Here is a 13,065-nt window from a genome sequence, read left to right on the forward strand (position 1 = left end):
GGGTGTGTTGGCCGGCCATGACGTCGCGCCAACTCGCACAGGAGCCAGGGTGATGAGCACGCCACGTCAGCGTCTCCCGCCAACCGTGCGCGTCGGGCAGATCCTTGACGCCGCGCTGCAGGAGTTTTCGGCCGCCGGCTATGCCGGCGCCCGGATGGACGACATCGCCGCGCGCGCCGGCCTGTCCAAGGGCGGCCTGTACGCGCATTTCGCCAGCAAGGAAGAGGTGTTCGAGGCGCTGCTGGCGCGCTACCTGAGCCCGCCGCGGCTGGACGCCCGCGCCCTGGTAGAGGGCTCGGCCACGCCGCGCCATCTGGCCGAGCGCATCGTCAACCATCTCCATGCCAGCCTGGCCAACCCGGCCATGATCACCGCGATGCGCCTGCTGCTGGCCGAAAGCGGCCGCGTACCGCACCTGGCGCGGCGTTGGCGCCAGGACACCGCCGACGCCCACCAGGCCGATATCGCGCGCCTGCTGGAACTGGCGCGCGAGCGCGGCCTGTGCGGCGACGGCGCCGCGCTGCGGCATCCGTGGCTGCTGCTGTCGCCAGTGGTGCACGCCATCTTCATGGCGATCCTGCTGGGACCGGACGAGCGCCTGAACCTGCCGGAACGGCGCGAGGCGCACGTGGCGCTGATCTGCGGGCTGCTGTAACGCGCCCGCCGACGCGCTACCAGCGATAGCTGGCGGTGGCGACCACCGTGCGCGGGTCGCCGTAGTAGCAGCTGCCGTAGCCGCAGTTGGCGATATAGGTCTTGTTGGTCAGGTTGCGCGCGTTCAGCGCCAGGTTCCAACGACCGGTCTCGTAGCCGATCATGGCGTCGAACAGCACGAACGACGGCACCGGCACAGGCGCTTCGCCACCGTCGCCACGGTTGGAGCCGGTGAAGCGCGCGCCCAGGCCGACCTTGATTCGCGACTCGAAGCGGTAATCCACCCACAGCGACGCCCGGTTCAGCGGCACGGCGGTGGCCTGCTTGCCGATCTCGGCGGGATTGCTGCTGGCGGTCACCACCGCCTTGGGCGTCCACGAGTACGAGGCGATCACATTCAGGCGCGGAATCGGTTGCAGCGTGGCTTCGAACTCGACGCCGCGCACGGTGACTTCGCCGGTCTGCCTGGGCATGGCGTCGGCGTCGTAGCTGATGTAGTTCTGGCGCCGCAGGTCGAACACCGCCGCGCTGTAGCTGTCCTTGGTGCCGGGAGGCTGGTAGCGGATCCCGGCCTCGTACTGGCGGCTGGTCTCGGGCTTGAACGGCTGCTTCTGGGTCGGGTCCAGCGTGGCCGTGGGAATGAACGATTCGGAATAGCTGACGTACGGCGCCCAGCCGGTCGGGTCGACGTACACGAGACCGGCGCGGCCGCTGAATTTGTTGTTGCGCAACTTGGTGGTGCTGTCATCCAGGCGGCTGCGGACCTTGATGTCGGCCATGTCGTAGCGGCCGCCCAGCGTGGCGACCCAGCGTTCGTTCCACTTGATCTGGTCCTGCAGGTACAGGCCGGTCTGTGCCAGGGTCAGGTCCGCGTCCATCCAGGGCGCGGCGCGCATGACCGAGCCCTGGTGATATTTCGGGTCATACACGCTCAGCGGGGGCGCGCTGCCGCCGCTGAAACTGACCTGGTCGATGCCGGTGCGTTGGTAGTCCACGCCGACCAGGATGCGGTGGCGCCAGTCGCCCAGCGCCAGGTCCGTCTGCGCCTGGTTGTCCATGGTGAAGCTGCTGATGCGTTCGCGGCTGCCGGACACCGAGCGCCGCAGCGTCTGGTAGTTGGTCGGGTCGGTGGCATCGTCGTTCACGGCCAGATAACCGTTGGCCTGGACCGCCGAGTAGTCGAGATCCAGGCGGCCGTAGCGCAGGTTCTGGCGCAGGGTCAGCGCGTCGCTGACGCGATGCTCCAGCTCGTAGCCCGCCAGCCATTGCTTCTGGTTGAAGTAATCGTAGCCGGGTTCTCCGACGAACAGCGACGCCGGGATGTGCGTGCCCGCGGCGGTCGGCACCAGCGACCCCTCGGCGGGACGCGCCCGCGTGTAGGTGCCGCCGCGCTTGCTCGCGTACTGCGCCAGCAGGGTCAGCGTGGTGTCGGCCGACGGCCGCCATGTCAGCGACGGCGCCAGGTACAGGCGGTCGTTGTCGATGCCATGCGTGGGCAGCTCGGAATCGAGCCCCATGCCGACGAAGCGGTAGAGCCACTTGCCCTCTTCATCCAGGGGGCCGGTGAAATCGGCCGCGATGCGGCGCCGCTGGTGATCGCCCACCTGCGCCTGCAATTCATGCAGCGGTTCGTCCTGCGGCCGTTTGCTGACCACGTTGACCAGCCCGCCGGGCCCGCTCTGGCCATACAGCACGGAGGCCGGGCCGCGCAGCAGTTCGATGCGCTCGGCGCCGTAGTTCTCGGTCTGCCAGATACCCCAGTTGCCGTTGTTGCGCAGTGGCAGGCCATCCAGGAAGAAGCCCGGGCTGTACGCGTCGAAGCCGCGCAGCGAGACCCAGTCGTAGCGCGAGTCGGCGCCGTAGGTGGTGACGGCCACGCCGGGCGTGTAGGCCAGGGCATCCTTGATGTTGGTGGCGCCCAGCGCGTTGTAGCGGTCCGCGGTGATCACCGAGATCGACTGCGGCGTTTCGATGATGGGCGTGTCCGTCTTGGTGCCGGTGGCGCTGCGGCGCGCCACATAGCCCTGTACCGGCCCCCAGGCGCTTTCCGGCGCGCCGGTGACGCCGATCGGCGCCAGCGTGGGGACCGGTTGCGTGCTGCGCCGGAGCGTGAGCGCGCCGCCGGGCAGCGCCACCGCCTCGAGGCCGGAGCCGGCCGTCACGTGCCGCAGCGCCTCGTCCAGCGTGTAGGCGCCGCGCAGCGCGGGCGCTTCGAGCCCGCGCACCACGGCGGGGTCCAGCGACAACACGCGGTTGTTCTGTATCGCGATGCGGTTCAGCGTGACGGCCAGCGACGCGGCCGGCAGGTCGTAGTCGAGGCGGGCGGATTGCGCGGTGGCGGCGGGGGCGATCAGCGCGGCCAGGAAGAGCAGGCTGGCGCGGGACAGGCGGGGCATGGCGGGGGTCTCCGGGAGCAGAAAGGGGGTGGATCTACCCGGAGGTGTATGGGCGCCGGAAAACCGGACAGGCAATGTGTAACAAAGGTGCGTTGCGGCCGGCGGCGGGTCAGGCCACGTCGACCCAGGTGAGCCAGCCGCCATAGCGGGTGACCCTGAGCGGCAGCGAGGCGGCGAGCGCGGCCCAGGCCTGGTCGGGATGGTCGAGCGAAAAGACGCCCTGTACCCGCAGGGCGGCGGCGCGTCCGGACAGGTGCAGGGCGCCGCGCATGTAGGGTCGCAGCGCATCCGCCACGGTGGCCAGCGGCGCGTCCAGCACGTCCAGGCGGCCTTCGCGCCAGGCCGCCAGGGCGGCCGCCGATGCCGCGTCCAGCGTCTCGATGCCGGCGGCGCCATAGCGCGCCGCCTGTCCCTGGCCCAGGTCCAGTTGCTGGCCCGAGCGGCTGTCGATGCGCACCTCGTGGACCAGCACCGCCGCCAGGCTGTGGTCGGTGTCCTTGCGCACCATGTACTCGGTGCCGCGGGCCCAGGCCGTGCCGTCCTCGGTGGTGACGCCGAATGGCCGCCGGGGGTCGGGCGCGACCGCCGCGACCAGCGCGCCGCGCAGCAGGCGGACTCGCCGCACGTCGGCGTCGAATTCCAGCCGGACCTGGGTGCGTGCATCCAGGTCCAGCCTGCTGCCGTCGTCCAGCGCGATCGACAGGCGTTGCGCGATGCCGGTGCCGAGATCGCCGCGCGCCTGCCACAGGCGGCTGCCGAGCCAGGCGCTGCCGACGCCCACGCCCGCCAGGGCCAGCGTCTTGCCCAGGAATTGGCGCCGCGCGGGGCCGCGCGCCAGCAGGTCGCGCAGCGGCGAACCGTCGGCGCAAGGCTGGCCCGTGGCCCGCAACGCCTGCAACGGCGCGCCGATGCTGGTTTGCAGCGCCTGCCAGGCCAGCGCATGGGCGGGGGCCGCCTCGCACCACTGCCTGAAACGGGATTGGTCTTCGGCGCTGGCGGCGCCGGAACAGAGCCGCACCATCCATTGCACGGCCTGGCGGTCGATCTCGGGCGTCATGCGCGGTCCTCGCGTTGCGCCCGCAGGCAGCGTTCCAGCGCCTGGGCGAAATGGCGCTGCACCGTGCGCACCGACAGCCCCATGCGCTGGCCGATTTCGGCATAGCCCAGGCCATCGAGCTGGCTGTACAGGAACACGGCGCGCACGGCGGGCGGCAGGCCGGCCAGCAGCGTGTCCACGCGCAGCAGCATTTCCATGGTCAAGGCCTGCGATTCGGGCGAGGGCGCGCAGTCGCCGGCATGCAGCGCCAGCCATTGCAGATAGGCCTGTTCGAGTTCGCGCCGCCGCCAGAAATGGAACAGCAGCCGTCGCGCGATGGTGGACAGGTAGGCCTTGGGTTCGGCGATCTGGCAGGGCGAGCGCGCCGCGGCCACTTGCAGGAACGTCTCGGAGGCGAGGTCTTCGGCGTCGGCGTGGTTGCGCAGCCGGAAGCGCAGCCGGTCCACCAGCCAGGGCCGGTAGTCCACGTACAGGGAAGCAAGGGCGGAGAAGGCGGGGAGCTTTCCCATGGGACGTACCAGGAATCAGGAATAAGTATCATTCAGTATATTGGAAAAGCGCGTTGCCGAGCGATTGCGTTTGCCCCGCGCGCGGGATCGCGTCGCCCTGTATCCTTGCGTCACTCTCATGACTGCAGCAGCGAGGACGATGTGCCTACCTCTGGAATGACGGTCCGCGCGCCGTCCTGGCGCTATTTCCCCGTGGCCCTGGCCCTGGTGCTGCCCGTGCTCGCGTGCGTGGCCTGGACCTGGCTGCATGCCCAGCGCAGCGAGCGCGCCGATGCCGCCATCGCGGCCCAGATCGTGCGGGTCCAGACCGAGCAGATCCTGGCCCGCGCCCTGGATATCCTGCCGCGCGTCACCGACCTGTCCGCCAGGTCCTGTGAAGAGGCGCGTTCCGACCTGTACCGCTGGGGCACGCTCAACCCCTATTTCCGCTCGCTGCTGCTGGTCAATCACACGCACATCTATTGCTCGTCCGCGTTGGGCGAAGTGGACTACGACTCGGGCGTGTTCCAGCGCTGGCCGGTCGGCATCTCGCCGACGCAATGGTTCCTCAGCGTGTCCGGCACGCCACTGGCGCCGGACCGGCCCGCGCTGCTGCTGGGCATGGCCGGCGAAAACGGCCATGGCGGCGCGGTGGTGGTGGATGGCCGCTACATCCAGGATGTCTTGAACGCGGTCTCGTCGCTCGGGACCTACCAGCTGGAGGTGACGCTGGGCAACGGCGCGCCGATCCACAACGAGGGCTGGTCGGCGGCCGGCCTGGAGCAGATGGGCGGATCGGCGATATCGATCGCCGGCCGCGGCGAGCTGGCCATCAAGGTCATGGCGCCGCCCGAAGCGGTGGTGCGCGCCTGGCAGCAGCTGCTGATGGCGTATCTGCCGGTGGCCCTGCTGTGCGGCGCGCTGCTGGCGCTGGGCGCGTATCGGTTGCAGGCCAACCGGCAGTCGTTCAAGGAGCAACTGCGGCGGGCGATGGCGGCCGACGAGTTCCACGTCGAGTACCAGCCGGTGTACGGCAACCGCACCGGCCGCTGCGAGGGCGCCGAGGCCCTGATGCGCTGGACCCGCCCGGGCGTGGGCCCGGTGCGGCCCGACATCTTCATCGCGGCGGCCGAAGCCGAGAACATGATCGTGCCGCTGACGCAGCACCTGCTCAAGCTGATCCAGCGCGACATGCAGGGCTGGGCCACGCCGCCGGATTTCCACATCGCCGTGAACGTGGCGCCGGAACACCTGTCCTGCCCCGCGCTGGTGGCGGACGTGCAGGCCTTCCGCGGCGCCATCCGGCCGTCGCTGATGGTGCTGGAGATCACCGAGCGCAGCCTGATCTCGGACAGCGGCCAGGCGCGCAGGAACATCGAGACGCTGCGCGAACAGGGCGTGTTCGTGGCCATCGACGACTTCGGCACCGGGCATTGCTCGCTGTCGTACCTGCAGAAATTCCCGGTCGACTATCTCAAGATCGACAAGGGGTTCGTGCAGGCCATCGAGCCCGGCGGCGAGGAAACGCCCGTGCTCGACGTGATCATCACGCTGTCGCACCGGCTGGGCCTGGCGGTGGTGGCCGAAGGCGTCGAGATGCCGGAGCAATTCACCTACCTGACGGCGCGCGGCGTGGCCTACATCCAGGGCTATCTGTTCGCGCGGCCGATGCGCTCGGCCGACTTCGTCCGCTGGTATGCCGAGAACGCGGCGCGGCCGCCCGTGGCGCAAGAGACCGCCGGCTGAGGCCGCGCCGCGGCCCGCGTGGCGCGCATGGGTGTCGGCAGGCCCTGACTCCAGCCGATGCAGGGCGCCTCGCGCAGCGACGGAAACGACAGGCGCGGCAGGTTCAACAGCGAAAAGCGGCGGCTCAGCGACCAGACGCTGGCCATGCGCGGGGCCCGGGCGTCGTCATCGCCGCGGCGGCAGGCCGACGCCGACGCGCAGTCGCCGCAGGCGCCCGGCAGGGCCAGCGAGAAAAGCAGCAGCGCGACCAGCAGCGAGGCGAGCGCCAAGGCAAGCCGCATGATTTACCTCTTGGGATGAAAAAATTATTGTTATACGATAATTTGTTGCTACACTACAGCAACTTTATGACCCTCGCAATGTGTTCTGGAGACCTTCGTGGCCGCCGCGCTGACACCCCCAACTTCCCAGCAGAAGCCCGCCGCCAGGCCGGCGCGCAACCGGCTTGAACGCATCCGCGGCCTGTCCCGCTGGATGCGCGGCCTGCTCATCGCCGCGGCGGTGCTGCTGGTCGCCGCGATGATCGGCATGTGGTTCTTCACTTCCGAGGCGGTGCTGGCCCGCGCCATTTATTCGTTCCTGGGCGTCACGCCGTCGCCGCAGGCCGCCGGGAGCGACGCGCTGCGCATCGGCCTGGCGCCGACGCTGAACGCGCCGCGCCTGCAACTGGGCTTTGGCTATCGGGTGCTGGGCTTCGCGTTGTTCGGCGTGCTCGCCGGCTTGGCGCTGCGCGGCATCGCGCACGCTTATGCCATGTTCACGGACTTCGGCCGCGGCGACGTGCTGACGGTCGCCACCGCGCGCCGGTTGCGCGGCATCGCCGCGCTGGTCACGGCCTTCAGCCTGGCGGTGCCGGTGCTGAAGACGGTGCTGGTGTTGGCCCTGACCCTGGCCAACGGGCCGGGCGGGCGCCACATGCTGATCGATATCGACGTCAGCGACATCCTGCTCGCCCTGCTCGGCGGGCTGCTGTTCTCGCTGGCCTGGGCCATGGAAGAGGCGGCCCAGGTCGCCGAGGAAAACCGAGGGTTCATCTGATGGCGATCGTCGTGCGGCTGGATGTGATGCTGGCGCAGCGCAAGATGAAGGCGCGCCTGCTGGCCCAGGAAATCGGCATCACCGAGCCGAACCTGTCGCTGCTCAAGTCGGGCAAGGTGAAGGGCATGCGCTTCGACACGCTGGAACGCATCTGCGAAGTGCTGCAATGCCAGCCCGGCGACCTGCTCGAGTACCAGCCGGGCGTGCCGTCGGACGACGCCGACCCGGACTGACCCGCTCTCTCATTTTCCTGTCACCCGACGTGCCGGTTCCGCCGGCGCGCCGGCTTCCCACGTCCCTTTGATGGATGCCTGTCGTCATGCCCGTTCTCTCCGCGATTCCCCGCGCCGCGCGGCGCGCCGTGTTCCTGCTGGCCTGTACCGCGCCATTGGCCGCCTGCGCGCCCACCGCGCTGGCGCCCGGCGCCGCCGCCAATGTGCGCATCACCCATAACGAGCCCGGCAAGGAGTGCGTGTTCCTGGGCGATGTCACCGGCAGCCAGGGCAACTTCCTGGCGGGGGCGATCACCTCCAACGCCGACCTGGAGACGGGCGCGCGCAACGACCTGAAGAACCGCGCGGCGGCGCTGGGCGGCAATGTGGTCTACCTGCTGACGCAGCGCGCCGGCCAGACGGGCGGCAAGGACCACCAGGAACAGACCAACGTCACGCTGTCGGGCAACGTCTATCGTTGCGGTTAACGAGCAGGGGAGGCGGCCGGCGCGTGCAGTGGCCGCGCCGCGGCCGCGACGGCCGGCCTCAGCCGGCCTTGGCCTGCGGCGCGGCCTTGGCGAAGAACAGCTCGGTGATCGACTGGCTGTCCAGCGGCTCGCCGTTGATGGCGCGCGTCAGCAGCTCGGCCCCGAGCAATTGCACCGAGAACACCAGGTCCGGCTGCACGCGGCGGATCTTCTCCAGGTGCTTGCTGGTGTTGACCAGGGCCACGGTCTTGGCGCCCTCGTCGCCGGTGGCCTCCTTGGCGGCCAGCACGATGAAGGCGTTCTCGGCGTCGTCCTCGCGCAGCGCCAGCACGTAGCGCGCGCGGGCGATGCCCGCGCTGCGCAGCACCTCGACGCTGGAGGGGTCGCCTTCGATCAGGTCGGTGGTGGCCGGGTACTCCTGAGGGGTGCCGGCCGGCACGATGACCGTGACCTCATCGCCCCGGCGGCGCAGGCCGTCGTAGACGCTCATGGCCAGGGGCGTGGCGCCGGCGATGATGATGTGGTTCTTTCTCATGGCGTTGGAAAACCGGCCCTTGACCAGCCGTTTCAGGTTGCCGCCGATCACCGGGCCGGCGATCGCGCTGATTGAGGTGGCGAAGACGGTGATGCCAAGAATGATAATCGACGCGGTGAACAGGCGCGCCGCGTTGCTGTGCGGCGTGATGTCGCCATAGCCCACCGTCGACATCGAGACGATCGAGAAATACAGCGCGGTGGCCGCGTCCTTGATCGGCGGATTGAATTCCTCGCCCATGTAGAGCGTGCCGAAGACCGCGTAGATCAACAGCGACACCATGCTGACCAGCGCGAACAGCGAGCCCGCGGTGACGCTGGCGCGGTCGAAGCGGCGCCAGTACGCGATCAGCGCGACCACCAGCACCAGGGTATAGATGCCCAGCCCGGCGCGGCCGCCGTCGCCCAGGATGGCGAAGGTGCCGATGCCGATCAGCAGCACCAGCGAGAAGGCCCAGGCGATGCGCGCCTTCAGGATCAGCCCGAGCGCGATGATCTGCAGGCCCACGCCCAGCACCAGCCGGGGGATCTCCAGCAGGCCGACCACCTGCATGACGTCATGCCAGTTGTCGAGCGCGAGCCAGAAGGAATACTCGCGGGCGCGCACTTCGCGCAGCACCGGATGCATGAAGGCATACCCGTCCAGCGCCACCAGGATGGCGAGGCACCAGTTGGGCGGCACGAGGGCAATGGCGCGGCGCAATCGGCGCGCGGCGCGGGTCAGCAGAGGGGGCATGGCGGGGGCGTCCTTTGGCAGCATTCTATCGGCCCTCGCGCGGGGCTTGCTATATCCAATATGTATAGAAGGCTATCAACAAAGAATTACTTGAATTGCGGCCGACGTCCTAAACTTCCTTCATCACGCGGCTATCCGAAAGGAACGCCGCTGATACGGGCGACAAGCCCGCCAGCTGCTAGGGCGGACGAAATCCCCGGGCGTTAATCACGCTGCAGCTTGGGCGGGGACTAGAGACCCCAACCGGGCTCACGGCTAGCCCGTGCGTGAGTTGTACGAGGCACGAATGTTGGAATCGCGTGATCTAGGTAGAAGGCATCAGTGCCGGCTGATGACTCCAGGCTCACGTGTTGTTTTAGCGCGGCGTCTTACCTTCGGGGCAGCGCCGCGTTTTTTTCGCCTGGCGCCAGCCTCCTGGCCCGTAGCGTATCAGTAAGAGGGCGCGTTCGCATCCAGCGTATAGCGGCGCCAGTCTCCCTGTCCTTCCGGACGACCTTCTTCTCCCCCCTCCCGCGGTTCCAGTTCGAGCGTGATATCCGCCGCGAACATATAGCCCCAGCCATGCACGGCGCGGATCGGCAACGTCATGTGATTGGCGGCCGCCTTGCGCCGCAGCCGGCTGATCATCACGTCGACGAAGCGGCGCCGCGTGATGGCGCCGTCGGCATCCTCGGCGCCGTCCGGGTAGAACGCATCGCGGCTGACCTTGCGGTCCGGCGCGTTCACCAGCCGGGTCAGGAAATCGCGTTCCCCCGTGGTCAGGCCGAGGCTGTAGCCCCTCGGGCTGATCAGCGTCCAGCCCTTGTTGACCAGCCGCCAGGCCTCCTGCTGCGGTTCGTCGGCCGCGCCGTCGGTCATCTGGTCGGACATGTCCAGGCCCACCGCGCGCCGCACCAGCGCTTGCAGCACGGCCGCCAGCTCCAGCCCGGTGACGTCCGGCGGCAGGCAGGCATCGGCGCCACAGAGCAGCGTGCGGATGCGGTTCTCTTCATTGCCGAACGGGGCGATGGCGACGATGCCCAGGCCGCGGTCGATGGCGCGCAGCCGCACTGCGGCATTGTGGATGTCGGGCAGCGGCGCTTCCAGGATGATCAGCGGGCTGGGGCGGCGGGAATAGCGGTCGTAGACGTCCGCCAGGTCATGGCAGCGGCGCACGCTGAATCCGAGGTGGGACAGGGCTTCGACCAGCCGGGCGTGCCTGGCGTCTTCCAGGCCGAGAAAGATGACATCCAGCGTGTTGTTCATGGATACCCGCCTGCGCCTGCGTTGCGTGTCATGCCCCTCTCCCTCTGCTGCGCCAGGATGTGGCGGCATCTGGCGATGTTGTCTGGTGGCGGGCGAAGGTCTGAACTGTTGATCCGTGCCGGGGCCACGGCCCGCTGAGGCTACGGTCGGGGTCTGGGACGGCGCTTGGCTCGGGCGCATTGCGCCCAGGCCGCCGATGATCCGATTCCGCATGGAAGTCACGCCCGTGTTTCATTTAAACACGGGCGTGTTTTTTTGTGAAGATACGTTTCTGTAGTTTCTGCTGGTAACACGAGCCTCGACGCATATCCGTCCGAAGCACTTGAAACGCTGTTTGTTTATGCGGTTGCGACAATAAAATATTAAGTATTACCGATACATTATTTTCTATTTTTAATCGTCGAATGCCCATAAACTCGGGCCGGCCTTAATGGCCAGCCTGGCACCCGCGGAACTTGGAGGAGGGAGGCAGGGCCGGGTCTGGCACGTGCGCGCAAACCGATGATAGCAAGGGGTTTTTTCAATTCCCCGCGGGTCCCGGCGCCGGCCGGGGGCAGTGCGCCGACACGGGCCGAGGAGGGCGCCGCGATTTACGGATTAGCCCAGGAATTGGGGTGTAATCCGTTTATTTGACGGCAGTATTGAGATGTTTTAATCAAATAAATAAATTCATATTAATGTCTCAGGTTGATCGATTGGACACGTTTAGCCATCGTCTGCGCAATGCAAGAATGCTTCAGGGATGGACACAGAAAGACTTGGCAGTCGCGAGCAACCTGTCGCAAAGCGCTATCGGCAACTATGAGAGCGGCCAACGTCTGCAGCCTTCCAGCGACGCGCTCATCAAGCTGACCCGGGCACTGCGGGTCAATCCCATGTGGCTCAGCACCGGCGAAGGGCCGATGCTCAACCCCGGTTATGCCGAGCCCGCCACGAACGCGAGCAACCATCCCGAGCAGCCGCCCTGGCCGTTCGAGACGGTGTCGTACGCCACCTATGCGCGCCTGAGCCAGCAGGAAAAGCGCCAGATCGAACAGGTGCTGGCGGCCTACATCAAGGCGCGCGGCGAATAGTCCCCACGGCGGTGGATGCGGCGGCTCGTTGGCGCGGCGCCTTCCTGCGCGCCGCCTCGAGCGCGGCCTCCGCTTGCGCCGGTGGCGGCGCCGTGCGCAGGCGCCGGCGCAGGCGTTCCACCGGATCGGCGATCAGGCTGTTGAGCAACGCGGCCAAGCCGATACAGCCCGCCACCACCAGGGCCGTGAACATGGCTGGCTGGCGCAGCTGGGTGCCGTCGAGCAGCCAGCCGAAGAACAGGATCACCAGCGCATGGCAGATGTAGATCGGGTAGCTCAGCTCGCCGATGATCTTGTCCAGCCGGTGGCGCGACTGGAACACGAAGGCCAGTGGCAGCAGCGCGGCGAACAGCAGCACCGCCAGGCCGTCGCGCAGCGTGTGCGGCAGGCCGATGGAAAAATGGACCAGCACGTACAGTGTCAGCAGACCGGTGCCCAGTTCGGGCAGCCAGGCGACGCGGCGGCTCCACGCCTGCCAGCGCGGCAGCAGCACCTGGTGCGACAGGGATCCGGCCAGGAACAACGCCAGTTCGGTGGGGAAAAAGCGGTAGGTCCAGGGATCGCTCAGGCCGATGCCGCTGGCGATCAGCACCGCGCGCAGTGCCAGCGATGCCGCCAGCAGGACCAGCAGGCGCCGTGGCGAATGCAGCACGAAGGGGGCGATCAGGTAGAAACTCATCTCGACGCCCAGCGTCCAGGCCTGCGGCACCAGCAGGCCCTGGTACAGCGGCACGTCGCTGCGGGCGAAGCTGCCGGTGAAGGCCAGCGCGCCGTGGTCGATGCCGAAGAACATCAGCCAGTCCTGCCCCAGGATCACCAGGTTCGACAGCGCCAGGAACAGCGTGGCGGCCAGCGGCAGGCCGTCGTAGACGCGCCAGAAGGCGTCGCCGCCGGCGGCATAGGCCAGCAGCGTCAGCGCGGCCACGGCCAGGTAGACCGGGTACAGGCGCAGCGCGCGGTTGGCGTAGAACCGGCCGGGCGCGCCGCGGTAGTGGTCGGTGGCCGTCAGCACATAGGAGATCAGGAAGCCCGAAATCACGTAGAAAAGCTGCACCGCCAGGCGCCCACCCACCAGCCAGTCGGTCGTGCCACCGCCCAGGTGGTCCAGGACGACGGACAGCGCCAGCAACGTTCTCAGCATGCCCATCGCCGTGTCTCCGGAAAGGATGGATCGGCCCGGTTCCGCGGCCGGTCTGCGCCGGCGGGGCGGAAGGGGTCAGTCGATTCTGCGCGTGGCGCGGGCGCGCCGCCATGCGGCATTCGATGCAGCCCCCCCTGCGCGCGGCGTAGCGCGTCCGGGGCGGCGTGCAGCTTTCGGATTCGGCTGTCGGGGGGAGGCACGGGACGTGCGGGTCCCATGGCGGTTACAGTCGGGGGTGTGTCCTTTCAGGAGTGCTG

Annotated in this window: 13 protein-coding genes; 6 read left to right on the forward strand and 7 right to left on the reverse strand. The window is 68.3% G+C overall.

Annotated elements, in window-relative coordinates; genetic code table 11:
• Positions 1 to 52: 52 nt before the first annotated feature.
• On the forward strand, positions 53 to 655 hold the full coding sequence (locus AC1HFW_RS24575) for a TetR/AcrR family transcriptional regulator (protein ID WP_035359571.1): 603 nt from the start codon (positions 53 to 55) through the stop codon (positions 653 to 655).
• A gap of 16 nt (positions 656 to 671) precedes the next feature.
• On the opposite strand, the gene AC1HFW_RS24580 is transcribed toward AC1HFW_RS24575, so the two are convergent.
• From AC1HFW_RS24580 to AC1HFW_RS24590, 3 genes are all read right to left on the reverse strand, one after another.
• On the reverse strand, positions 672 to 3,050 hold the full coding sequence (locus tag AC1HFW_RS24580; RefSeq protein ID WP_479285447.1) for a TonB-dependent siderophore receptor: 2,379 nt from the start codon (positions 3,048 to 3,050) through the stop codon (positions 672 to 674).
• Between the two features lie 109 nt (positions 3,051 to 3,159).
• A complete protein-coding gene (locus AC1HFW_RS24585; RefSeq protein ID WP_479285448.1) occupies positions 3,160 to 4,107 on the reverse strand; it encodes a FecR family protein in 948 nt (315 codons plus the stop codon).
• Entirely contained in the window at positions 4,104 to 4,616 is a 513-nt protein-coding gene (locus tag AC1HFW_RS24590) for a sigma-70 family RNA polymerase sigma factor (RefSeq protein ID WP_061073257.1), read from the reverse strand. Before AC1HFW_RS24590 ends, AC1HFW_RS24585 begins: the two co-directional genes overlap by 4 nt.
• A gap of 141 nt (positions 4,617 to 4,757) precedes the next feature.
• Between AC1HFW_RS24590 and AC1HFW_RS24595 the strand changes: the two genes are divergently transcribed.
• On the forward strand, positions 4,758 to 6,341 hold the full coding sequence (locus AC1HFW_RS24595; RefSeq protein WP_479285449.1) for an EAL domain-containing protein: 1,584 nt from the start codon (positions 4,758 to 4,760) through the stop codon (positions 6,339 to 6,341).
• Here AC1HFW_RS24595 and AC1HFW_RS24600 read toward each other — a convergent pair.
• The gene (locus tag AC1HFW_RS24600) at positions 6,245 to 6,622 is read right to left on the reverse strand and encodes a hypothetical protein (protein WP_157146192.1); all 378 of its coding nucleotides are present in this window, start codon (positions 6,620 to 6,622) and stop codon (positions 6,245 to 6,247) included. The genes AC1HFW_RS24595 and AC1HFW_RS24600 overlap by 97 nt on opposite strands.
• Before the next feature lie 97 nt (positions 6,623 to 6,719).
• Here AC1HFW_RS24600 and AC1HFW_RS24605 point away from each other — a divergent pair, with 97 nt between their 5' ends.
• The 3 genes from AC1HFW_RS24605 (at position 6,720) to AC1HFW_RS24615 (ending at position 8,079) form a co-directional block, all read left to right on the forward strand.
• On the forward strand, positions 6,720 to 7,379 hold the full coding sequence (locus AC1HFW_RS24605; RefSeq protein ID WP_479285450.1) for a hypothetical protein: 660 nt from the start codon (positions 6,720 to 6,722) through the stop codon (positions 7,377 to 7,379).
• Positions 7,379 to 7,612, forward strand: a complete 234-nt coding sequence (locus tag AC1HFW_RS24610; protein WP_479285451.1) for a helix-turn-helix domain-containing protein — start codon at positions 7,379 to 7,381, stop codon at positions 7,610 to 7,612. The genes AC1HFW_RS24605 and AC1HFW_RS24610 overlap by 1 nt, the downstream gene beginning before the upstream one ends.
• Positions 7,613 to 7,698: 86 nt before the next feature.
• Positions 7,699 to 8,079 (forward strand): DUF4156 domain-containing protein, encoded by a 381-nt coding sequence (locus AC1HFW_RS24615; RefSeq protein ID WP_241069234.1) that lies wholly within the window; start codon positions 7,699 to 7,701, stop codon positions 8,077 to 8,079.
• A 58-nt stretch (positions 8,080 to 8,137) separates the two neighbouring features.
• Here AC1HFW_RS24615 and kch read toward each other — a convergent pair whose 3' ends face one another.
• Positions 8,138 to 9,337 (reverse strand): voltage-gated potassium channel protein, encoded by a 1,200-nt coding sequence (kch, locus tag AC1HFW_RS24620; protein ID WP_428993848.1) that lies wholly within the window; start codon positions 9,335 to 9,337, stop codon positions 8,138 to 8,140.
• A 441-nt stretch (positions 9,338 to 9,778) separates the two neighbouring features.
• Complete coding sequence (locus AC1HFW_RS24625; protein ID WP_006391444.1) at positions 9,779 to 10,594, reverse strand: response regulator transcription factor; 816 nt, start codon at positions 10,592 to 10,594, stop codon at positions 9,779 to 9,781.
• Positions 10,595 to 11,271: 677 nt separating this feature from the next.
• Between AC1HFW_RS24625 and AC1HFW_RS24630 the strand changes: the two genes are divergently transcribed.
• A complete protein-coding gene (locus AC1HFW_RS24630) occupies positions 11,272 to 11,667 on the forward strand; it encodes a helix-turn-helix domain-containing protein (RefSeq protein ID WP_081105139.1) in 396 nt (131 codons plus the stop codon).
• Here AC1HFW_RS24630 and AC1HFW_RS24635 read toward each other — a convergent pair.
• A complete protein-coding gene (locus tag AC1HFW_RS24635; RefSeq protein WP_479285452.1) occupies positions 11,648 to 12,808 on the reverse strand; it encodes an acyltransferase family protein in 1,161 nt (386 codons plus the stop codon). The two genes, AC1HFW_RS24630 and AC1HFW_RS24635, sit on opposite strands and share 20 nt — an antisense overlap.
• Between the last annotated feature and the right edge of the window lie 257 nt (positions 12,809 to 13,065).

Source organism: Achromobacter sp. ISS7 (assembly GCF_056523125.1).